21 protein-coding genes and 2 tRNA genes are annotated in these 22,083 nt (G+C 49.5%); 7 read left to right on the top strand and 16 right to left on the bottom strand.

Annotated features, from left to right (window positions below; translation table 11 throughout):
* Positions 1–107 precede the first annotated feature (107 nt).
* From DP_RS08165 to DP_RS08155, 4 genes are all read right to left on the bottom strand, one after another.
* Positions 108–335 (bottom strand): hypothetical protein, encoded by a 228-nt coding sequence (locus DP_RS08165; RefSeq protein ID WP_156792238.1) that lies wholly within the window; start codon positions 333–335, stop codon positions 108–110.
* A 28-nt stretch (positions 336–363) separates the two neighbouring features.
* A complete protein-coding gene (locus DP_RS08160) occupies positions 364–2,553 on the bottom strand; it encodes a hypothetical protein (protein WP_049785039.1) in 2,190 nt (729 codons plus the stop codon).
* Complete coding sequence (locus DP_RS16785) at positions 2,519–3,469, bottom strand: hypothetical protein (RefSeq protein WP_011188849.1); 951 nt, start codon at positions 3,467–3,469, stop codon at positions 2,519–2,521. The genes DP_RS08160 and DP_RS16785 overlap by 35 nt, the downstream gene beginning before the upstream one ends.
* Positions 3,470–3,823: 354 nt before the next feature.
* A tRNA-Leu gene (locus tag DP_RS08155) sits at positions 3,824–3,908 on the bottom strand.
* A gap of 232 nt (positions 3,909–4,140) precedes the next feature.
* Here DP_RS08155 and DP_RS08150 point away from each other — a divergent pair.
* From DP_RS08150 to DP_RS16780, 7 genes are all read left to right on the top strand, one after another.
* On the top strand, positions 4,141–5,022 hold the full coding sequence (locus DP_RS08150) for a DsbA family protein (protein ID WP_011188848.1): 882 nt from the start codon (positions 4,141–4,143) through the stop codon (positions 5,020–5,022).
* A 4-nt stretch (positions 5,023–5,026) separates the two neighbouring features.
* Positions 5,027–5,989 (top strand): PhoH family protein, encoded by a 963-nt coding sequence (locus DP_RS08145; protein WP_041277791.1) that lies wholly within the window; start codon positions 5,027–5,029, stop codon positions 5,987–5,989.
* Position 5,990: 1 nt separating this feature from the next.
* The gene (locus tag DP_RS17415) at positions 5,991–7,172 is read left to right on the top strand and encodes a pyridoxine 5'-phosphate synthase (RefSeq protein WP_011188846.1); all 1,182 of its coding nucleotides are present in this window, start codon (positions 5,991–5,993) and stop codon (positions 7,170–7,172) included.
* Positions 7,173–7,329: 157 nt separating this feature from the next.
* Positions 7,330–7,416 (top strand) — tRNA-Leu (locus DP_RS08135).
* A 208-nt stretch (positions 7,417–7,624) separates the two neighbouring features.
* A complete protein-coding gene (locus DP_RS08130) occupies positions 7,625–8,698 on the top strand; it encodes a tyrosine-type recombinase/integrase (RefSeq protein WP_011188845.1) in 1,074 nt (357 codons plus the stop codon).
* 75 nt (positions 8,699–8,773) lie between these two features.
* A complete protein-coding gene (locus DP_RS08125) occupies positions 8,774–9,493 on the top strand; it encodes a hypothetical protein (protein WP_041277790.1) in 720 nt (239 codons plus the stop codon).
* Between the two features lie 4 nt (positions 9,494–9,497).
* A complete protein-coding gene (locus tag DP_RS16780) occupies positions 9,498–10,085 on the top strand; it encodes an ImmA/IrrE family metallo-endopeptidase (protein ID WP_049785038.1) in 588 nt (195 codons plus the stop codon).
* Between the two features lie 8 nt (positions 10,086–10,093).
* Here DP_RS16780 and DP_RS08115 read toward each other — a convergent pair whose 3' ends face one another.
* From DP_RS08115 to DP_RS08065, 12 genes are all read right to left on the bottom strand, one after another.
* Positions 10,094–10,411: a hypothetical protein gene (locus tag DP_RS08115; protein WP_011188842.1), complete on the bottom strand. Its 318-nt coding sequence runs from the start codon at positions 10,409–10,411 to the stop codon at positions 10,094–10,096.
* On the bottom strand, positions 10,408–10,674 hold the full coding sequence (lysC, locus tag DP_RS19375) for an Rz1-like lysis system protein LysC (RefSeq protein ID WP_456151366.1): 267 nt from the start codon (positions 10,672–10,674) through the stop codon (positions 10,408–10,410). Before lysC ends, DP_RS08115 begins: the two co-directional genes overlap by 4 nt.
* Positions 10,589–11,020: a hypothetical protein gene (locus DP_RS08110; RefSeq protein WP_041277789.1), complete on the bottom strand. Its 432-nt coding sequence runs from the start codon at positions 11,018–11,020 to the stop codon at positions 10,589–10,591. The genes lysC and DP_RS08110 overlap by 86 nt, the downstream gene beginning before the upstream one ends.
* Positions 11,008–11,568 (bottom strand): transglycosylase SLT domain-containing protein, encoded by a 561-nt coding sequence (locus DP_RS08105; protein ID WP_198408679.1) that lies wholly within the window; start codon positions 11,566–11,568, stop codon positions 11,008–11,010. Before DP_RS08105 ends, DP_RS08110 begins: the two co-directional genes overlap by 13 nt.
* A gap of 69 nt (positions 11,569–11,637) precedes the next feature.
* Positions 11,638–11,976 carry a putative holin gene (locus DP_RS08100; protein WP_011188839.1) on the bottom strand — a complete coding sequence of 113 codons (339 nt, stop codon included), beginning with the start codon at positions 11,974–11,976 and terminating at the stop codon, positions 11,638–11,640.
* 9 nt (positions 11,977–11,985) lie between these two features.
* Entirely contained in the window at positions 11,986–12,213 is a 228-nt protein-coding gene (locus DP_RS08095) for a hypothetical protein (protein WP_041277788.1), read from the bottom strand.
* Positions 12,214–12,319: 106 nt separating this feature from the next.
* A complete protein-coding gene (locus DP_RS18185; protein ID WP_011188837.1) occupies positions 12,320–14,212 on the bottom strand; it encodes a hypothetical protein in 1,893 nt (630 codons plus the stop codon).
* On the bottom strand, positions 14,212–14,538 hold the full coding sequence (locus DP_RS08085; RefSeq protein WP_041277787.1) for a hypothetical protein: 327 nt from the start codon (positions 14,536–14,538) through the stop codon (positions 14,212–14,214). Before DP_RS08085 ends, DP_RS18185 begins: the two co-directional genes overlap by 1 nt.
* Positions 14,535–15,506: a hypothetical protein gene (locus DP_RS08080; RefSeq protein WP_011188835.1), complete on the bottom strand. Its 972-nt coding sequence runs from the start codon at positions 15,504–15,506 to the stop codon at positions 14,535–14,537. The genes DP_RS08085 and DP_RS08080 overlap by 4 nt, the downstream gene beginning before the upstream one ends.
* On the bottom strand, positions 15,506–19,117 hold the full coding sequence (locus DP_RS16775) for a hypothetical protein (protein WP_011188834.1): 3,612 nt from the start codon (positions 19,115–19,117) through the stop codon (positions 15,506–15,508). Before DP_RS16775 ends, DP_RS08080 begins: the two co-directional genes overlap by 1 nt.
* A gap of 9 nt (positions 19,118–19,126) precedes the next feature.
* A complete protein-coding gene (locus tag DP_RS08070; RefSeq protein WP_011188833.1) occupies positions 19,127–19,507 on the bottom strand; it encodes a hypothetical protein in 381 nt (126 codons plus the stop codon).
* Entirely contained in the window at positions 19,504–22,065 is a 2,562-nt protein-coding gene (locus DP_RS08065) for a hypothetical protein (RefSeq protein WP_011188832.1), read from the bottom strand. Before DP_RS08065 ends, DP_RS08070 begins: the two co-directional genes overlap by 4 nt.
* Between the last annotated feature and the right edge of the window lie 18 nt (positions 22,066–22,083).

Genomic DNA, 22,083 nt, shown 5'->3' with positions numbered 1-22,083 from the left:
TCAAACCTCTATCTTTAAAAAACAAAATAAAATAAATCAGACACTATCAACAACTTTGCAAAATACAACTTTGTCCCCTCACAGACAAGCTCTTAGAGAACAAAAGATCACAAGCCGAAACTCATCCCTCCAAATTTCTTTCTATAATCACCGGACTCTTTTTTACTCTCCAACATTTTCTTTATCATACTGTGCTCCAGACGGGCAGCACCTAGCTCAGTACGGAGCACATCTTCCTCCTGTGAGGAGGCCTCTTCTATCTGAGACAGCAGGGCATCCACCTTCTGCTGGGCCCTGTATAAATCTACCGCTATTGCCCGTATTGACATAATCAACAAATCTCCAAACTCTCCCGTATGGTCTCTAAAAGCCCAGACGAAGATCACTTATTTCCCAAGGTTTTTCACCACAGAGCTCTCTATGCTCGGTGGTACCAATTTTTTCCATCAGGGCATCAAGTCCCCGCAGGTATCGTCTATAACTATCCAGATAAAAAGAGAGGGCACGGGCAAAGCGCTCGCCCAAAGAACCTGCCAACAGAAGCTGTGAAACCTCCCTCTCCTGAGTTAGAACAAGCTGGGACATAAAAAAGACACAGCGCTCTTCGGTGGTCATTTGCCGCAGTATATGTTCAAGGGCCGTGGACGCTCGAGGCTGGTACAACCACAGGGTAAGAAAATCAAGTGAATCAAAGATCAGGGCCTTCTCAAGACCAGAACGCCTCTCCCGAAGTTCCGCCAAAAACTTATCCGGCTTCGACATTACCCGCAGGACATTGCGCTCAGGAAAGAGTATCTCAATTTTGGTATAGAGCTGAAGCACCCGCTTGAATTTCGTCTGATAATCCCATACCCGCATATGAACATTGGCCCCACGATCGGCACCACCCTCGATGATACCACCAACACAATCCGAGGCAAACTTAGAGATAACAGCGGCCCATTTTTGCAAAATGATTCCCGCAGTAGCTATACCACAGGCACCAAGAATACCACCAATGACCCAACTAAAGAGAACCGCCACGGGGATGGAAAGAAGACTCCTGAAAAAATTGCCAAAAACAGCCTTAGGGGGCAGGCCTCGAAAGAGATTATGACTGCAAATATAAAAACCATTGGTAATACTCATCACCGTATAGAGTAAGAGAGCATTATTACTGATATTTACCCCAAAACCCTGATCCAGAACCACCGTCTTACAGAGCCAGTCAAGCAGAGGCACAGAAAAACCTGTATAGAGCAGGGAGTCAGAGACTCTGTTCCAATCAACATACTCATGCCAGTGGAGGAGGGAAATATTGCGACCACCACCACCGCCGACAACGGCTTGAATAATATTACGCCCACCCGTGATACCAAACCAGATAAAGGCACCCAGATAGGAAAGTAACCACCAATCTTTGGTCAGAGAAAAGGTTAAAAAGGCAGGGATAAAGCCAACGAGAACCTTAAGCCAGTTAAGCACGGTGCTGTTCAGATAACGCAGAGGAATTCGCTGTCCCCTCTTAGGTTCAATAATCTCTGCCGCCTTTATGGCAAAGCCATTACTGGCAAGGCTCCGACCACCGAGCAGGCCAATATTTCCACATTTCCCCCCTCTGGCAACCTTAATCTCCGTGGCAAGATAGCTCTTAACACAGGTCTGCCCCAGGCGTTTAAAGAAAGGGGAGGACTTGGTAAAAGCCAAAAATCGCTTGCCAAGATCGGTAATGCCCTTTTTAGGCTTATAGGTAAACTTCTCCCATACCTCGGTGTTGATTGGCACACAAAACACTCCCTGATGTTGCACGGAACGGGCATATTCACGCTGAGCGCGCACAGGCAGAGTCTCAAGCACCACAAAGCCCATCCCAAAGGTGCTGGCAAAATTTCCCGTTGAGCCACTGCCAATATAAGTTTGTAGAGGCTGGCGCACATACATCTCGGCCAATGTATTTATATCATTAAGAATATCACGAAGACTAACCACCTCATCACTTGCCTGTTCGCAGACAGTATCGCCAAAACATACCTGATCTATATTGTTAATAATAATATGTTTCAGGGCAACAACATCAGCCTTATTCAGGGCAGTTTTAAGTTCAGCGAGGGCCTCGCCATCACGAAAGCGCTTCTGGGTGAGATCACGCAGACTGAAAAATTCAATACAGCGAATTCCCCCACGACATTCATATAAAATTTCTATGACATCAGCCTGAGCCAGATTAACCGTATTAAGGGTAAAAGAGTTTATAGAATGAATTTTTGGCAGGGCAACAATCATCTCATGGGGACTTTGCCGGAGCAAAAATGGATCGTCCCCGGCAGGCTGGAGAAGATAGGTAATACTAGGATTTTCCCCCGGCAAGAGAAAGGTCCCAACAAAATAGTCTGCACCAAGCTGATTGAGAGCCTTGAGTTTCTCAAGTATCTCCGCCCTCTCTCCACTATCATCGGTGCCAGCATACTGATCATTAAAGGCCTCGGCCTTCTTCTTAATAAGCGGACGAACCACCTTGGCAATATAGCCACCCAAATGATCAGTAGAGGGCTGACCCCGCCCCAATAAAATCAATAAATTTAACCTGATCCAGACATGGCACATCAAGATCAAATTTATCCCGCAGGGTGAAGCGATGCTTTTTATTAAAAAGCTCCAACAAACTGTAGACGTACTTATTATGATGCAGGGCCACCTTACGCCCCTCCGCCATAAACTCCTGTACCGGAGCTTGGGAGAGAAATTTCAGATACTCCTCACACTGCTCAAAGCCCTTCGGCTCCCAAATAATCTGCACAAATCGCCCGCGACGAAGAGCTGTTACCTCCACCCCTATATGTACCTCAATGTCCATAATAGCAGCAGCGGAGAGAAGCTCTTCCACCACCCCGGCATCAACATAATGATAGTAAACAACGGTGAGGCGGCGAATACCCTTTATCCAGGCATCCATAATTAGATGGGTTGGCGATTTACGCCCCTTAGTATTGGCATCGTGAACACGATCATCAAAGCTGAGCTGATTCCACTCCTCAGGCATTTCAATGAGATGATACTTACGCAACTGTTTAAGAATATTACGGGGTTTACCAGAGGCAGCCACCCGGAAATCATGGGCAAGCTTAAGCTGTTCCAGCTCACTACCCTGAGAACGAACCAAGGTCTTCATAATCTGGATCAGAACCCGGGCGGTATTACGACGCATAGAGCCGGAGGAGGAGAGCACCTCATCGTGGAGAGAGCGGAGTACCTGCAAACGTTCTTTAGCCTGCCCTGTCTCCAACAGATTAAGGAGATTGATCACGGCAAAGGCAATGCGCAGATTACTACTCGAGGCGAGGGTTTTTATACCATGGGGATGCAGAGAGGGACGCAATAAGGTGCGAGCCTCTTTAATGGTACCACGCTCCTGCCCCAAAACTTCGCTTACAATTCTCAGAAGTCGATAATCTTCAGGGTCGAAATAAAAACGAGGGATAATACTGGACATAATCACCTATTATCTATTCAATTTTTTATATAATGCGCAGAAAAAGGTTCCAGATAAGCTGAACCTACCGGCCCCTAGAGAGCGAACAAATAAACGGAACACTCTGATAACATGTAAGATAACTTATTTCAGTCTCACACACAAGCCTTGCACTCCACCAGAGCCACGCTGAGTAGCAGATTCATTCTCAGCAGGAAGATCACGGAGGCGTGGGCAGATCGGTCGCCCTATTAAGTATTTTATTCAGGGAAAAAGACAGGAGGAAAACAACTGTACAGGCAACTGGGCGCCACCATACAAACAAAAAAAGGGCTTTGACAAAATGTCAAAGCCCTTTTTTTCAATCCAAAATTGTGGTGCGAGAGGGGGGAGTCGAACCCCCACACCGTAAGGCGCCAGATCCTAAGTCTGGTGCGTCTACCAGTTCCGCCACCCTCGCACAACATGTTTTCAGCTTGCCAGGACGACTAGCGCCTCAGCAACGAGCGAGACTATAGATGTTTTTAAAAACAATGTCAACAGCTTTCTTCCAATATTCTTCGCTTTTATCTTTCCACAGAAGCAACTCGCTGTTTTCTTGCAAAATGCCCTGGCAGTGACTATCTTAGGCACAGCAAACAGGGCAAAATTTATTAATCATTATACACCATCAATACTACTTTAAGGGTTTCATGAAATTCTCAAAACTTACAATACTCGCGGCAGGTGCCATCAGCCTCCTTATGGCAAGCACCTTTATACAGGCTGGCGAAAAAACAAGCCAGGGCCAGGAGGGAAAGGTGGAGTGGACCCTTGCCCAAAACTGGAAGGCACCGGCCGGAGTGCTTGATTTTGCCCACTCACTCGACGATAAATACGTCTACTTCCTGACAAAAGAGCACAAGGTAATGGTATATAGCCGTGAGGGAAAACTGCAGGGTTTTATCCCCGTTGCCCCCGGCGTCAGCTCGATAGACATTGCTCCACAGGGAGAGATCATCTATCTGCTTGATAGCACAAACAATGTATTCAGCGCTGTCCGCACAGATTTTGTTGTTGAATTCAACACCAAGGGCTCTCCCTTCAAGGGTAAGGCAGATGCGCCGGTAACCATTGCCGTGTTCACCGATTTTGAATGCCCCTACTGCAGCAAGCTTGTCCCACTGATAGATCAAATATATGAGGCAAATTCCAAGAATGTGAAAATTGTCTTCAAAAACATGCCTCTCAACTTCCATAAGGCCGCAGAGCCAGCAGCAAGAGCAGGACTGGCAGCTGAAGCCCAGGGAAAATTCTGGCCATATCATGACAAAATATTTGCCATAAAAAACCTTAAGAGATCAGATCTCATCAAAACAGCCAAAGAGCTGGAGCTTGATATCCCCCTCTTTAAAAAGGATATGGACTCCAACGCCGTCAGGGCTCAAGTCCGCCAGGATATTATTGACGCAAAATCTGCAGGTGTTACCGGCACCCCAACCGTCTTTATCAATGGTCATAAACTCAAACAGCGTGAGCAGCGAACATTTCAGACAATGATTGACGCTGAACTCCGCAAGGCAGGGCTCCTCTAATATTATGAAAGCCATTCAGGAAGAGATATCCTTTAAGGATAACCAGCAGACAAACCTGCTCTACGGTGAGCACAACTGTAATATCCGCACCATAGAGCATAGTTGTTCGGTGACAATCAAAACCCGGGGTACCCAGCTGAACATTGAGGGCATGCCGCACAGTGTAGAACTGGCAGGCAACCTCCTGCGCCAGCTCTATGCTCTCATAGGCAGGGGCCATCAGATCTACAGCTCCGACGTTGCCTTCGGCATTCAAATACTTGAGTCTAGCCCCCAGGCAGATCTTGCCAAGATATTTCTCGACAAGGTCTACGTCACCACGGAAAACCGGATAATCTCTCCCAAAACTACCAATCAAAAGTTTTATATCGACGAAATTCGCAATAAGGATATTGTCTTCGGCATCGGCCCGGCGGGAACAGGCAAAACATATCTGGCCGTGGCCATGGCTGTCTCGGCCCTTGCCAGTGGCCTGGTGCGCTCTATCATTCTCACCCGTCCTGCTGTTGAGGCCGGGGAAAAGCTGGGCTTTCTGCCGGGAGACCTGGCTAATAAGGTTGATCCCTATCTGCGCCCGATCTACGATGCCCTCCAGGATATGCTTGGCCTGGAAAAGACAGCCGACCTCATTGAACGGGGTGTTATTGAAGTTGCCCCCCTGGCCTTTATGCGTGGCCGCACCCTGAGCAACGCCTTTGTCATTCTTGATGAGGCCCAAAACACCACCCGAGAACAGATGAAGATGTTCCTCACCAGAATTGGTTTTGATTCACAGGCCATAATCACAGGCGACGTAACCCAGGTGGATCTGCCCAACAAGGAACATTCAGGTCTGCTCCAGGCAGAGAAGCTCCTGGCCCAGATCAAGGATATCGGTTTTTGTCACTTTGATAAGGCCGATGTCGTCCGCCACCCCCTGGTGCAAAAAATCATCCACGCCTACGAACAAGAGCAGAAAGAGGAATAACATGGCAGTAGAACTACAGTGCAAAGAGATTAGCCTTCCCATCCCCCAAAAAGAGGCAAAGCATTTTGCCCATTGGGTGCTGACAAAACTTGGGGTAAATGATCACAATCTAAATATTGTCTTTGTCTCCGATGCCCAGATGACCTGGTTCAACGAACATTACCGCGAGAAAAAGGGCCCCACCAACGTCCTCTCCTTTCCCTTTGCCGAGGGAAGCGAAGAGTTCCTCCAGCAGATACCGGTGCACGAGCTTGGCGATATTATCATCTCGGTTGACACTGCCATGCGGGAGGCCATAGAGTACGGACAGACAATAAGCCATCGCCTTAACTGGCTCATGGTACACGGCATACTTCATCTTGTAGGGTATGACCACGAACGTGGTCCGGAAGACGCCCTGCTCATGGAAGATAAAGAACAGGTACTATTGAAAGAATATGCAATTAACAGGAGATTCAAGATGACCCAATTAGCTATTAATATCGATCACGTGGCAACCATCCGCCAGGCCCGCGGCATCACCGAACCGGATCCGGTTGCCGCAGCTGCCATCTGCGAGATGGCCGGCGCGGCAGGCATTGTTGTCCACCTGCGTGAAGATCGTCGACATATGCAGGACAGAGATATCATCCTCCTCCGCCAGACCATCAAAACCAAAATGAACTTTGAGATGGGAGCCAACAAGGAGATTATCAAAATTGCCCTGAACACCCGACCTGACATGATCACCCTGGTCCCTGAAAAACGCCAGGAGCTGACCACCGAAGGCGGTCTTGATGTAGCCGGCCAGAAGAAAAAACTGGCCCGCACCATCGAGCGCATGACTGCCAAGAACATCCCGGTATCCCTGTTCATCGACCCCGTCGAAGAGCAGATTGAAGCCGCCTACGAAATCGGGGCCCAGTTTGTCGAGCTACACACGGGCAAATATAGCGACGCCATAGGCGAAGCCGCTCAGGAGAAGGAGTACCAACTTCTGGTAGTAGCCGCCCAAGAAGCCGCCCAACGCGGCCTGCGGGTAAATGCAGGGCACGGCCTGGGCTACCACAACGCCGCCCGCATTGCCGCCATCGACGCCGTTGAAGAACTCTCCATCGGCCACTCCATCATCGGCCGGGCCGTCTTCTCTGGACTTGATCTGGCAGTACGTGATATGCTAAAAATCGTGCAGATGGCAGGCTAAAGAAACAGGGGCACCTGCACTTAAAATCGAGCGGGAGTTAGGAACTAAAATAATCAGCAAATAAATCAGATAAAAGGCTCGACTTTTTCTTTCTGATTTGTTATTAACTCCCCTCGTAGCCAACACGCCGTGTTGGTTGCCCAAATAAAGCTACTATGCCTGGATGGTGGAACTGGTAGACACCCGAGACTTAAAATCTCGTGGGCTTCGGCCCGTGCGAGTTCGATTCTCGCTCTAGGCACCATATAGTGGATGAAGAACACACAACAACGTTCTTCAGGAACCCGCAACCCGTAAGGGCTTGCGGGTTTTTTTGTGCCTTTTTTTCCTCAAACTATCTTTTCCTACCCAATGCAGTTATATTCTCCCTTATACATATTTAGTCAAAAGATATGCATGTTTTTCCAAACAAGTGAGCGCAAAAATGAGCGCAAAGGAAAAAGTGAGATGAGATGGCAACGTTCAAGAAAAGGGAAAACAAGAGCGGCATAGTATGGGAAGCTCACATTCGCATAAAAGGGCATACGCCCCGCAGAAAGAGTTTCCCCACCAAGTGTAGGGCCCAGGCATGGGCCGTCGAATATGAGGCACTGCTCCGGGCAAAGGACGCAGGAGATCCGCGCCTGGCCGAACAGATATCTCTCCAGGAGGCCCTGGACAAATATGCCGAAGACTCCACAGCTGCAGGCAAGAAAGAATCTACCCTGGATCTGGAAAGCAGAGCAACAAGGCATCTCACCCGATTACTGGGCGCTGACCGCAGCCTTGCGGATATCCGACCTGCCCTGGTAGCTCAATACCAGCTAACACGGCAAAAAGAGGGATACTCAAACTCTGCCATCCGTACCGAGCTCGCCATCCTCTCCAAGATGTACAATAACGCCCGAAAAATATGGGGCCTTAATATTAAAAACCCGGTGAATGATATCACCAGGGTGCCACCGGACAAGGGAAACACTCGCTTTCTCACCACAGCAGAAGCCAAGATCGTTTTGGACGAGTCAAAGAACATCCGTAATCCAAAATTTTACCCCTTTGTCCTGCTTCTTATGCATACCGGAATGAGATCATCGGAGGTGGCCAGACTTCGCCCTGAGGATATTAATTTTGAGACTCTCTCGCTCAGGATACACGAAACCAAAAGCGGTATTCCCAGATCAGTGCCCCTGACCACAAAGGCTGCAGAGGTTCTGCAGACGGTTAGCCCAGAAGCAACAGGCTATTATTTTTTAAAAGAAAACCATCTCAACCAAAAAGATATCAGACTCGCCCCGGCCAAGGCATTCTCCTCCTGTTGGCGAAGTTTACGAAAAAAGATGGAAGCATCAGGGCACAAAATCCCTCACTTTCGGCCCCACGATCTGCGCCATACGGCCGCAAGCCACCTGCTCATGGCAGGGGTGGATATCAGGGAGGTGGCAGATATACTCGGCCACAGCACCCTGGCCATGACCATGAGGTACACCCATCTGCTCGATAGCAGAAGACAAGAGACTATTAGTAAGATTAATCACTTAGGAGAATAAAAAAGCTGACAAAGATATGTAAGGTATGTATAAGGCTTGCATCATTTTTTACTAAAAATAAACTCTGGGTCATGTATGGCTGAAAAAATAAAAATCCTATCACCGTTTCTCATCCTTGGCATGTGCGCGCTCAACCTTGCATTTATTGATTGGACGCTCTACAACACAAGCACTTCTGCAACATTAGCCACAAGCGTAACAAACGTTATTGCTAGCGTGGTAGTTGAATTTAAGCAAATAAGTTTTTTTGATTTTATTAAAATTATCGTGACTCTAGCTTGCACTTGTTATTTTTTTAAACTTCTCACCAACCTCCAACTTTCAATCTCAAAATTCAGAAAGACAAAAGAATATTGGGTGAGCGTCTATGTAACCGGACTACTTGGTGCGATACTGGGCAGTTTCCTTATCTCTTGCTTTAACAAAATTGTCTATATCCACTCCGCCAAGCCTCCTACAGCTGACGCAGTATTGGCCACAGCTAACACTTATATAGTATATGTAAGCTTCATTTTTATTATCATAACTATCTTGCTTTCAGGTCTGGGAATATATTTATCTAAATGGTTTGCCACTACTAAAAAAGAAGAAATAGAAACTTTAATCAAAAATTTGCCGGATGAAATAAAAAAAGACAGAGACTCTTTAACAGTATTCATTAGTGCTTTACTAGAAGATGAGCTAGTATCTATACTGATACAAGAGACTGTCGACTCAAGGCTAAAATGCGAAAATCCTTCGGAAGAAGATTCGATAGAACCTGAATATGACTGGACTATTTCCAAAAAGGTTTAAGACAATGACTGCATCTCTAGAAGATCTCACAGACAAAATCTCCGACGTAAGCCCGATAGAGCTCCTCAACATTCTTTCTAAAGAACATGACCTTCCTCGCGTTATCCCCATAGACGTCGAAAAAATTGCCTCAATACTTGGCATAAAAATTTCACGCTCACTAGATCCTGATTTTTGCGAAGATGAAAATATAAGCCTCTATGATGTTGGGTGTATTTCCTACAAAAACCGCCAACCACTCATCTGGCTCAATCCTCTCGAACATACTTACAAAACAAGAGAGCGTTTCACTCTAGCACACGAAATCGGACACTACATTAAACATATCCTCCCTAGCCCGGATCAGAAAATTTTTGTCGACACCGGAAAAAGCATAAGCAGAAGCAAATCATACGGGAACACCTTAGAATTCGAGGCCAACAAATTTGCGGCAATTCTTCTTATGCCAAGAAGTCTTGTACAAAAACAAGCCGAACGCATCAGGGATGAGGAAGACACAATTACAAATAGTTGCTTAATAGAAAAGCTTGCAACTATCTTTGATGTCTCTATCCAATCGATGACCTACCGCTTTAAAAACCTTGACCTATAACCTCATAATTAGCCCTTTAGCAGATGATCCATCATTAGGTTGTGGCGGATTTCAAGTTTGGTGTCGAGGTCTTTGATTGAGGTCTTTATCTCTTCAAACTGTTTGGAACCATGACTGAGCTCTTTATCGATATGGGCCTGGCAATCGACCTGTTGTTTGGCGCACTCTATCTTCTCCACCGGCTGGCGTTCGCCCATGGCGTTGACCCGGATATTTATCCTAGTTACCCAGATCGTAGCACCAACGAGCCAGATAGCCAGCAGGGCCATGCCACTGCAAAGAGCCACCACGGCGTTGATTAGGGCAGCATATTCAAGCTCAATCATGGTGCTTCGCCCTCCACCGCCCACTGTTGAACTTCAGCCAGGGTTCTTTTGCAATCACGGTAGGCAGCAGAGAGCTCAAGAATATAGCCACCTACATTGGCACCGGTAAGCGTCTCGGGCAGAACAGGTTCATCGAGACAGTAGAGCATGGTGGCCGGCGGAGCTATTTTCTCTACCTTAATTTGCTGTACTACTCCTGGTCTCCCCGCGCAGGAGGTCAAAAGTGTAGACAATAGCAGGATGAATAGGGCAATCTTTTTCACGTTCTGGCCTCCGTATCTTTTGTAGGCTTCTTAGTTGTCGGGTAAGATCCTGTAAACCCTGCAGGCGTTGCTCTGATCTTTGTACAGATGCCCTGAGTTCAGTCTCATAATATTTTTTCTGCTGTCCCAGTTGCGCCAGATTTTTCTTACTAATGGCCAAAAGGGACTCCTTCTCCTGCAAAACCCTCTGATAGAGATCCCGATAGTGAACAACATCCTCCTTGGCCCCCTGGTAGTCATGCCAAACGAGGACAAAAGCACCACAGAGTAACACCCCCACCACCACCAAAAGCATCTTCTTCGAGGCAAAAAAACTGCTGATAAACGACCATGCTATGGACCACATAAGCTCCTCCCCCACCCATCTTTTTTATAGAGAGGTGAAAATTTATAGAAGATCCGCTCCGGGTATTCTCTGTTCTCTCGCCATGCACTGGCACTACGACCGGCGTTTACCAGGTTAACATCCCGCCAACTCTTCGGATCAAGACCTTTTCCCAGGGCAAGCTTCTGATCACGTCTCACCCAGGTCTCCCCGCCGTTATATGCCTTTTGGGCAAGACCCAATTTATTGAATGGCGTATCAGCTTGAGCACGGACAAAGAGCCATTTCATATAGGAGACCTGGGCACGCATGGCCCATAGGGGTTTGGTGGGTGCAGGAGCCGAAAGCTTGGCCTTCTTAGCCCACCAGGTTGCCGTGGCTGGCATAAACTGGCTTAGACCTTCGGCACCTGCCCATGATGTAGCGTCACTCTGCCAACGCGATTCTGCGTGGATCTGCCCGGCAAGATCTGCAACAGGGGCATCTAAGCCCCAATAGGCATGAGCTGTCCTTATATAGATACGCTTATAGTGCCTTGCCTTCTGTGGTGGTTGTTTTACTGAGGCCAAAACCACACCCGAAAAAGGATAAAAAAAGACAAGAAAAGCTGTGACCAGAACGATAAAACCTCTCATAACCTACAGTCCCAGGGCAAGGCCCAGAGATCCCCCAATACTCATCATAAAAGCCCGCCTGCAGCAGACCAGGGCAAAGACCATTTCATAACCATAGGCGATTTTATAATCAGCCTGACCTTCAATAAAATCTCCCACCTCCTGCCATGGTTTGAGCAGATAGGAACCAGGGCGGGAATAGGGAAAGGCAATCCGATCCAACCAGAAAAAGGTACAGGCTCCCAGACAGACCAGACCAAGCTTATAGCCTACAAGTGGCAACTGATAGGGCGCAACCAAAGCCACCAATAACAGGCAGACCAAACTTATCAAAACCATCTTTTGCAATCGTTCATCTCTCACAGCTTCCTCCTATACCTCGATATCATAATGTTGAAGCATGGGTGCTTCGCCGATGATCCGGCCATCCTGCACCCATACCTTTGCCCCTGCCTGCCCTGCTCCCAGTACCACCATGGAGCCACCACCCGTTGTGGTTACCCGGCACCTGCCACCCGTCAGAGGTTGGTCGATGGTGCAATAGATCCGAGGGGTATCGGGCAGGATGCCCTTGAACTGTTCCCATAAATTTGTTGCCATATTTCCGCACACCCGCATAACAACGCTAATACAACTCCATAGCAATGACATCGCTGGAGCGATGCCCCCATCCTTCAAACAATGTCCTTAAGTCATCAAATAAAACTTAATCCCCCACGTAAACTTCAACGGCTATCTCCTGACGCACCACAAGCCCAGCACTTCCCCAGTCGGCCTTGATCGATACCGAAGAGATAAAGCCCAACCAGGTGGTATCATCATCAACGGCAATGATCTGACCGGGCAGGATCAGCCCCGGCACAGCATCCTCAAAAACGGGTAGGCTGAAACTATGCTTCTGCCATCGCCCACATCTGCCCAGCTCATGGATTGCCCTGGCACGAGCCGCGTCCACCTCGGTGATCAGTGGTTCAGTCACATCGGGGGCAATCGTTCCACCGGCTGTGCCGGCACGGGTGGCTGCAACAGAGATACCACCCACTATATGGACAGCGTCCGCATCCTCTCGGCCATCCCATGCGGCATTGCCCCGCACCACCATGGAGGCAGGCAGAACCATATCGGCATCACTTCGCTTGGCCTTCCAGGGCGCGACCTTATACTTTGGCTGAATATGCAGAATTTTATTCTTGGTATCAGGACGAACAAAGCCACCTGCAGCCGTGGCAATTCGTTTGATGGTATCAAGGGCAGTGGCCCCACTCTTTTGCAGAGTATCAGCGGGAAGTAACCAATCCACCAGGGTACTGGAGATGGTCCATCCACTGTTTTCAAGCTCTGCCTCCATCAACTGCAGGGCGGTTCTGGCACCATCCTCCACCTCGGTTTTACGCGGTGCCCAGGGCGTACCCAAAATAGCCGAACGAGATCTGCCCCGGATGGAACGACCCTCCGCACCAAAACTTTGATCACGGCTCCAATCATCCACCACGCAGGCCCAGGTTGTGCCATTGATCATGGCCTCCACCTCAATGGGACCATCCTTGGTGGGCGAGAGAGTCCGGACATCACCACCGATTACGGTGGCCGAAAGCGACCAATGCACCGAATCCCAGTCGAGAGAGAGGGAAAGAGACTTCACCGGGATGGGTAGATCATCCGGTTTTCTATTGAGCTGGGCGGAACTCATCATAATATAGGTCCTCAGAGATAGGCCGGTGGGCAGAGTTGGTGGTGGGACAAAGGTATTGGCATCCCGCCAGCCGGACGGCTCACGTTGTGAACAGCGTTCGTCATAGCTATTGCTGTCAAAAACAAAATCGATGTGATCTCCATCGCCCACCAAAGAGATCGGTTCGTCCAAATCAAAGGAGATACTGTCACTTGCAGGTGGCTCATACTCCTGGACACAGACGGCGGCATAATAGGCATCGCCCCACAGAGTTCTATGAGATGCATCCTTTACGGGCAGAATGGGAATATAGGGCAGAGCAAAGGCATCATCCAACCTGGTAAAGCCATCGGCAAAGAGCAAAGAACAGCGGAGATCCTGTGGCGGTGGCGCCAGATAGGCCAAGGCAGAGATGACCTTCAAGGGCTTCAAACTATCCCAGGGCATCGATCGACAGGTATCTTTGCCAAAGAGAGCTATATAGAAGGAGCTTGTCCCACAGCAAACCTCTCTGAGAATCTGCCAACCGGTCTCCTTCAATCTGTCCCGAGTAATGGTTGTGCCCCAGGGCAGAGCTTGAACCATATCCTGCCCTCTGCTCTTGCCTGCAACCAGCCCAAAGGAACGGCTTAGGAAGCGTCGCTGATTGCTCCACCCAGCCCCGGATCTTCTATCCCTTGCGAGGCCAGCACCCCAGGGAATGTTCTTACCCATATAGGGTTTGAGGGGGATGGGCTCAGGTTGTGGCTCTGGCGGTTCCGTAGGCTCGCCACCGAAATAGATCTTATCTCCTGCAGGTGGCGTGTATCCTGCCTCAAGATCAAAGTTGATATGATCTCCAAGCGGAGGCGCATAGGGAAAGGCAAAGGATATTTCATCCCCTGCTGGCGGCTCATAGCCCGCTATAAGATCAAAATCGATCGCCATTACTCGGTTACCGTCTCTTCAACGGGAGGGGCCGGTGGCCCTATCTGGGAGACAAAATCAGCAATTTTAGCGTTATGGGTTCCTCCTGTTGGATCTATGGCGATGACTATCAAAGATTTTTCAGGATATTCTTTCAGCCCAGATATCTCCCACTTTCCATCAATTCTTGACGACTGAACGGAACTAACCCTAGTAAGCGTCCCTCTGTCAAATACAACCACCAACCGACTGGCTGGCACACCTTCAACTGTTACTACGCCTGCAAGTTTATGTCGGCGAGAGATTGGCGTTGTATTTTGAATTCGTAAAAACCACTTAGATATCATGGTGTTCTCCAATCAGACAATGCTATATATACGGCTGACCAATAAGAGCCAGAATAAGAAGAACCGCTCACGGCTAGATAAGGAAGGCCATCAAATGTAAACTGCCCAAGATTTGATTTATTATTTCGGTGTCCAGGAACATAAAGTCCAGGCATAAATGCACGCACCACACTACCCACTCCCTGAGAATAAAATGAACTAATATAGGCCATTTCGCCATCAATAAGAGATGCCCCTCCCTGCCCTAAATAACCACCACCTACATGTGCTGCAGGCCCACCAGATATCCTAAGGATATTATTAGTGGCTGCTCCTGTGCCTTCTCTATTATTTGCCATAGTTATGTGACTATTCTTATAGGCTAATCCTAGCGAAGATGTAAAAGAGGTTGATAGTCGAGTAAAGGCAACACCTATATCAAACAGGTCTGAATCAAAACAGCCTACGAGTTGGCCAACAAAAAAACCATAAAACGTTGCTGTGCCTGCTGGCACCCCACCACTTGAAGAGTTAGTCCAAACATAGAAGTAGAAGGCGTGGGCATCAGCGATAAGGAGCCAAGGACGTTGCGTACTATCATTACGAGAAGACACATCTATGCGCCCAGCGCTCGATGGAAATTTATCAAGCAATTCATTGGTAGGAGATACAACCAAACCTGCCTGTATATAAGCGTAGAGCTTACTACCTGTACCGCCTCGACCAACCTCAGTCTCAACCTTTACCGTAAAACTTTTACCTTTAGTTGAGGCAGCATTGAGCGCGAGAGAAACAGGGTGTTCAGAGCCATTTTCTGCCAAAAGCTGTTCGTGTGAAACTGTCCAACCACCTGGGCTCTCTTTTCTATCATCACCGGTCCCATAACCGTCCACCAAGCATGCTTTTATTACATCACATATAGTATTCGGGAAACCACACAAAACCGGTGCATTAGGATCATCCCATCTATAAACTGTTGGTGCGCCCATTACTCTGCATCTCCTCGTATTTGAATTGTAAATTGATCGTTTGGTTCGGTGGCAGGCCCCTGCAGGGTGGTACGAACGGCCCAGATGGGAGGACTTGCTCCCTCGGTAGTAAAACGAAGGACATTACCCGCCACCCAACCTTGCCCGAACCCTCGATAGTCAAAGAAAAAGTAGGGTTTATTGGTGGCAGGGTTTACCGGATTACAGTCCTTGGTGATGTAGCCATCCCCCACCACTCCGTAATTCTCGCCCACTATTTTAAAATGCTCCGAGCTATCAAAAATCAGAGCCCAACGTTCAGCCACGGCCCCGGCATTAGTGACCACTGCTGGAAAGTTAATCTCGTTATAGGAGGCAATACAGCCATCACCAATGAGACTATCGCTCCAGACATTGGTCCAGGTCTTCTGATCAAAGAGGCCATGGAGCCTCGCCTGCAGATCACCAAAGATCAGGGCCGATGAAACGAAAGTATTTTCCTGCGGATAGGCATGGGAGAGACCATTGGCCAGGGTGACCCGGCCGGTAATATCGGCATCACTGACCAGGGCCATATCCTCAATTCGATTATTGACCACAATGGGCAGGGTATAGGCGTTGGGATCAAAACCTTCGGCAAAGGTGAGCTCCGCCCCCACCAGTTCATACTTGGTACTCTCCACCCGCAGGGACACAGTGGCCGAATCGTAGAGATCGATGGAATCCGGCTCTCTGGCCAGAGTCACACTGCTCCCTGCAGCAATAGATGTGGTGAGGGTTTCAGTGGCAGCATTATGAACAACCACCACATCACCACGACGCACGATGGGTACCCGACCATCGGTGGGTAGCCGGACAGGATCAAGACCAATCAACTCGGCATCGAGGGGGATATAGGAGTAGACCACACAGCCGTAGTTGATGGTCTCGGCCATAGCACCCATGGGCTTAAAGACCTTACCCTCTTTAACATCGGCGGGATCGTACCAGGCCTGCCCGGCAAAGGCTGGAGAATCTGCCACCTGCTCGCCAAAATTAATGGTGACAATACCCTGCTCGTAGTTGACCAAACCCTCTCCGCCGGCACCACCTATCCTGCCGTCAAAATCAGCGATCAGAGAGATGGGGCTACCATCGACAGCACTACCGACAAGGTTGATAGAACCGGGACGCAGAGGCGCACCGGGGGTGCGAAAGCTTATGGAGAGGCTCTGCTGCTTACCGATGCAGGCAACCAGGGACTCTATCACAACCTCGGGTGAACCATTACCGGAGACGGTACAGGCACAGCTCCCCGTGCTATAGTCGATGGTGCCTGCCAAAGCTCCAACCCCCGTGACCGTGGAGGGGTTTCGATAGAGCTTACCCTTACGATCAATATAGAGGGCACCCTGCCAGCGAAAGGCAACGGAGCCGGGCTGAATGGCATAGCCTGCTGCAGGGAGCAACTGGATAATATAATTGGGCACGGGTAGGGTCTCGGTGCCGGCACTACTGGAGGCGGCGGTAAGACGATAGCTATAGGTCACCAAAGAGGAAGATCCCGTCCAGGAGACCGGAACCGTCTGTGGATCTTTGTAACGAAGTAAATACTGAAGATCAAAATAGGAGTTGGTATAGGTCCATTTTTTATACCAGGGCTCCTTCCATGTTTCGCTACCAGAGATGGTGGTGAGATCAAGGGTCACAGCTCCGGTCAAATAGTTGATAGTGCCACTAAAGCCACCGATGGAACAGGAACCCGGCCAAGTGGCATGGCTCACCGACTGTTTTTTACTAAAGCCAGGGGCCGACAGATGACCATTGCCATCATCGACCACCCGGTAAACATGGATAAAACTGCCCAGGGTAACCGGCACAGCGAAGGCTACGGAACCTGGCTCAATATCACCATCGGGCAGGGTAAGACTGACAAGACCACTGCCAGTGGGAGAGACAGAGCCTTCACGGATAGGATATTGCTTATAGGTGATCTCATAATTCTCACCGTCTGCAGGTAGCTTAGTAGCCCGCCACCCCAGCTCTCCGGTGGAATACCTGATCCAACCAGCGCCATCGCCCACCAGATTGCCATTACCATCATCGGTAATCTTGGCAATAAGGGTGGCACCGTCAGTGGGATCAATGCCGGTGTTCCAATCAAGATTAAGACTTCCGGGCTTCACTGGTTTTTTCTTCAGGGTGTGTTTAAGCTCTGGGATCTCCACCGTGGTACTGCCAGCAATATCGATACACTCAATGGGATTGCCCCAGAGATAGAGGATGGCAGAGCCCACATCGGGCAGAGCTCCACAGGTAAGGCTGACGGAACCCGTCGTATAGTTGATCTGCCCGGTGCCAGCCCCCGCTGTTTCCGGTACCAACTCGCCCTTACCCTTATCGGTGAGACGAAACCACTTGCCCTGGGCTCTATAATCCACCTTCAGAGTACCGGGCAGAGGGGGTGGCTCTAAAATCATGGTCCAGTTATAACCACGGCTGGCCAGCTCTACCTTAACCATGGCCGAGTTGGGAAGCATGGGCACGGCAACACCAATGACACACGCCAAGGTGGCGCTAGCCCTGTGGTTGCTTACTCCGGCAAAGGTGACGGTGCCCAGGCCATAGTCGATGGTGCCCCACTGCTGAGATCCGGCCATGATGATGCCATCGCCATTATCTTCAAGAAGAGCAGGGACGGCAGAGGGACGGCTGATGGTAAGGGTGCCGGGTTTGATGGCCCTACCCACGTTGATCTGTACCCCGCTAGCAAAATGCTGTGATGGCAGAGAGAGACTAAAGCCCGTGCCGGAACCGAAAACAGGACCTGCCTCACCGGGGCTGAGATCCACCATGGGACTCTCCCCCTGGGCGGATGGAACCAGATGGGTGAATATGGATTTGACGGGCAGGCTGATATCCCCCTTGGCAAAGGGCGCCTTAGGAAGCATCACCCCATAATACTTGGCGGCATCAGAGACCATGGTGGTATAGACGTTGGTAGACTCAGCATCGTTATTATGGATCTCTACACCGATAAAGGTATGGGCCAGGGGATTGCCTATGCCCAGGGTAATAATTTTACGCTCGAAGGTGACTTCCTTGTCCCCTACCATAATAGTGAAAGAACGAATCTCAGCCTTAACATTGGTGATGCGCATATACTGCTGCTGCTCATCGCTCTTATCCTTGTTATTAAAGAGAGAGAGAACCGAACCCACATCAGGCAGATCCGCTTTCACCGAGGCAAAAAGCACTATGGTTCGGGAGCCTGCAGGCTGATCGCCCCAGAGCCATGCTGACATACGAGGGCCGAGGGTGACATAACTCTCGATGAAATCACGAGCCGCTGCCCGTTGATCGGTGGGGTTGCCCGTTTCAAAGAGGCAGACCGAAACGTTGGGATCTTCCGCCGGCACGGAGACCACCGCATGGGCTCCGGAATAAACGGAGGTATCGTTGGTATCGATAAAGGCAAAACTCTTACGCAGACTGACCCGACCATAGACACGATCCATGCGAGAGATATCGGGGTAGAGGTTATTGACATTACCGTCAACGATCTCGGCACCACTCATATGACCACCGCCATCGTCGTGATCGGTGAGACGCTGACTTGCCATCAGCTTTATATTTTCTAGTTGGATTGCCATTTTTATATCCTAAATCTCAATTAATCTCAGGGCAGTAACAACCCACTTATCATCATCGACCACGGGCATCTCTTGCCAAACGGGTTCGGCATCAAAGGGCTTTTCACCAGGGGCAAAAATCACCGTAAATATTCTCTCGTAGAGGGTCAGTGTCATCTCTTTACCCGGTAGATCGGCCAAGGCTTTAAGGGCCAGAACATCGGCACGGGTAAGCCAGCAGGTATCAGATTCGGCAGAGAGGGTAATGGGACGACCACTCTTCTTTTTACTGACATCAACAAAGGCCGAACCCGTGGTGCCATACTCCAGGGCGCTGGCAACGGGAGTCCAGCCGAATTCATCGGACCAGAAGAGATCCGGAGGAAGCACCACACTGTTAAGGCTTATCATGCCAAAGTCCCCGCCCTTTTCAGCTCTTCAATAAAGCTATCGACATCGGATTGACTACCCTGCACCTTGGCCTTGCCCAGTTTCAGTTCAACAATTTTCTTGGCCTCCTCTCCTCCTGCAGCAGTAGCAAGACGACTGCCCGGTCTCTTGGCCATGGCGGCTAATTTATCTATTTTGGCAGAGACCATGGCTGCACTATCGCCAGCGGGAAGTTTGATACCAACCCTTTCCCGTAGATAGCTATAACGTTTAAGACCTGCAGAGTGATTTCTAAGACTATCAATGGCCATGGCGCTAAGGGCCGATTTTGAGCGAGCAGCCTTTTTCTTTGACTCTTTCTTCGCCTTCTCCTCTCTCTCGTAACCGCCACCCTTACGTTTTTTCAGGCCCGTATCATCGCCATAGTGGTAGTCCCACTTGCCGTTCTTGCCGTAGACCTTTTTGGGCGAGGTATCTTTTTTGGGTTTTGCCTTCTCATCTGCCTCCCACGCCCAGGTGCCATCGTCTTTTTTCTTTTTCTTATAGCCTGTCATGTCGCCAGACTTGATGGCATCGGCAATGGCTAGCTGTTTTTTGCTATCTTTATTTTCTGTTTCTGTGAACCCAAACGCATCGATCTTCTCTTCTTTCTCCTTACCCTTCTTCTTAGAACCTCTCTTTTTGGATCCTTTCTCACCAGGCTTTTGTGCCAGAGCTCCGGAGGCGGCTCCCGCATAGGCATCAGACATCTTTTTGACTGCATCCTGGACAATGGCAACCTGATCGGTGGCTCCCTTTTCGATCTCTGCCGTGACTTTCTTTTGAGATGCCTTGGCGCTATCAACCAGCTCTTCCTGCTTCTCACCAACCTTTGCAGAAAGCTTGTCATACATCTGCCCAACCTTTTCGATGCGCTTATCAAGAGCTACAACTTCTGCATCGTCACCGCTAATGACATTCCACAGCCTGCGAATATTCAGACCAAGGAGATGAATGCCAGCGGTAAGGCTGATAGCACCCCTCTGCACCGCATTCATAATAGGTGTCCAGATGCCCATGGCCTTACCTATTTCATAGATCATGAAGATGATCCCCACGGGGAGGATGCCCTTCACAGCAACGCCCAGTACCCTTGAGGCAATGGCCAGAACATTGGCCCCTGTTGCAACACTTTTAAACCCTAAGGCCAGAGAGGAGAGAAGGGGCAGACCCATGGAGATGGAACTGACCAGGGGGAAGAAGGCGGCACCAAGGCCAGCCACTATGGCAGTACCTGTGGCACCCAGGACGATAATTCTCTGTATACCGGGGTCCAGCTGATTAAACCAAGCAACAACATCCTGCACCTGCCCCATCAAGAATTGAAGACTTGGAGCCAGGGCCGAAACAATTTCACGGGTAAGAGCACCACCTGTATCGGTAAGCTCCTTGGTCTTTTCGGCCATCTCGACAAGTTTGGCATTATCCATATCAGAAATAGAAAGGTTCAACTCACGGGCACGCTGCGCCTTTTCCTTCATGGCACGACCGTTATCTTCCAAGAGGGGGGTCAAGAGAGAGGCATCATTAGCCAGGGCTTCAAGATAAAAGACCTGATTGTCGGCCGAGATATTGGCATCATCCAAGGCCTTTTTGATTGCCACCAGACAGTCAGGTCCGGACATCTTGATCAGCTCCTGGGCGGTGAGGCCAACCTTAGGGGCAACATTATCAAAGAAATCTTTAAACTCACCACCGCCATTCTCGATAAAATCACCGATCTTATCCTTGGCATCTTTGGAAATATCGGCAAGTTTTTCTACACTTATGCCAACGAACTGGGTGGCAAAACCCGTGGCAGAGAGTTCCTCCACCGAGGTACCTGCTACTCGGGCAAGGTTCTGCAGTTCACGGGCCGCATCTCCCGTCTTCTGCACCATATTGCCCAGGAGGTACCCGCCTACAGTAAGACCTGCGAGCCCTGCAAAACCCATTTTAACCTTATCAATCTTACTGGCCCATTTACCTGTCTCACCCGTTAATGAGGCAATATCCGCCTTCATCTTTCGTTTGGCGGCGGCAAGTTCACGGGCGGCTATGGAAGGATCTTTCTCTAAAATCTTATAGGCGGCATGGAGTTCCTGCACCTTACGGTCAATGCTGGCAAAGGACTGAACACCAAGGGTGCGCATGGCGGCTATCTTCTGTCCATGGAGCTCGGTGGACTCGGCAAGTTTTCTATATTGCCCCGCCAGATCGTTCATCTGAAAACCCTGGGTCTGCATAGACTGTCGAGAGTCATCAAGCTTTTGTTTCTGCTTCTGTAGTTTAGCTGAGAGGGCTGATACCGAGGCAGTAGCATTTTTATATTCGGTGGCGAAGGCTTCACCACCGGGCTTTTTCATCTCGGATTTAAGATCACGCATCCGGGCCTTGGCGGCAACCAGGGCAGTGGTGGTCGAAGTGAAATCTCCCTGCAGTTTCTGAAATGACTCAATCTGCCCCAGGGATTTAAGATCGCCACTGAGTTGGGCCATATCATTCTTGCCCTCGTACACTGCCTGCAGGGCGTAGACAAATTTTTGTGATTTACTTGCCATTATCTTTTCCTCGACTCC

The organism is Desulfotalea psychrophila LSv54 (genome assembly GCF_000025945.1).
GTDB lineage: Bacteria > Desulfobacterota > Desulfobulbia > Desulfobulbales > Desulfocapsaceae > Desulfotalea > Desulfotalea psychrophila.
Note: the sequence above shows the minus strand (reverse complement) of the source record. Positions and strands in the feature narration are given on the sequence as shown.

Coding starts and splice junctions, on each gene's coding strand:
- DP_RS16785 (WP_011188849.1), bottom strand. CDS start 3,469: ATGTCCAGTATTATCCCTCGTTTTTATTTCGACCCTGAAGATTATCGA.
- DP_RS08150 (WP_011188848.1), top strand. CDS start 4,141: ATGAAATTCTCAAAACTTACAATACTCGCGGCAGGTGCCATCAGCCTC.
- DP_RS08145 (WP_041277791.1), top strand. CDS start 5,027: ATGAAAGCCATTCAGGAAGAGATATCCTTTAAGGATAACCAGCAGACA.
- DP_RS17415 (WP_011188846.1), top strand. CDS start 5,991: ATGGCAGTAGAACTACAGTGCAAAGAGATTAGCCTTCCCATCCCCCAA.
- DP_RS08130 (WP_011188845.1), top strand. CDS start 7,625: ATGGCAACGTTCAAGAAAAGGGAAAACAAGAGCGGCATAGTATGGGAA.
- DP_RS08125 (WP_041277790.1), top strand. CDS start 8,774: ATGGCTGAAAAAATAAAAATCCTATCACCGTTTCTCATCCTTGGCATG.
- DP_RS16780 (WP_049785038.1), top strand. CDS start 9,498: ATGACTGCATCTCTAGAAGATCTCACAGACAAAATCTCCGACGTAAGC.
- DP_RS08115 (WP_011188842.1), bottom strand. CDS start 10,411: ATGATTGAGCTTGAATATGCTGCCCTAATCAACGCCGTGGTGGCTCTT.
- DP_RS08110 (WP_041277789.1), bottom strand. CDS start 11,020: ATGTGGTCCATAGCATGGTCGTTTATCAGCAGTTTTTTTGCCTCGAAG.
- DP_RS08095 (WP_041277788.1), bottom strand. CDS start 12,213: ATGGCAACAAATTTATGGGAACAGTTCAAGGGCATCCTGCCCGATACC.
- DP_RS18185 (WP_011188837.1), bottom strand. CDS start 14,212: ATGGCGATCGATTTTGATCTTATAGCGGGCTATGAGCCGCCAGCAGGG.
- DP_RS08085 (WP_041277787.1), bottom strand. CDS start 14,538: ATGATATCTAAGTGGTTTTTACGAATTCAAAATACAACGCCAATCTCT.
- DP_RS08080 (WP_011188835.1), bottom strand. CDS start 15,506: ATGGGCGCACCAACAGTTTATAGATGGGATGATCCTAATGCACCGGTT.
- DP_RS16775 (WP_011188834.1), bottom strand. CDS start 19,117: ATGGCAATCCAACTAGAAAATATAAAGCTGATGGCAAGTCAGCGTCTC.
- DP_RS08070 (WP_011188833.1), bottom strand. CDS start 19,507: ATGATAAGCCTTAACAGTGTGGTGCTTCCTCCGGATCTCTTCTGGTCC.
- DP_RS08065 (WP_011188832.1), bottom strand. CDS start 22,065: ATGGCAAGTAAATCACAAAAATTTGTCTACGCCCTGCAGGCAGTGTAC.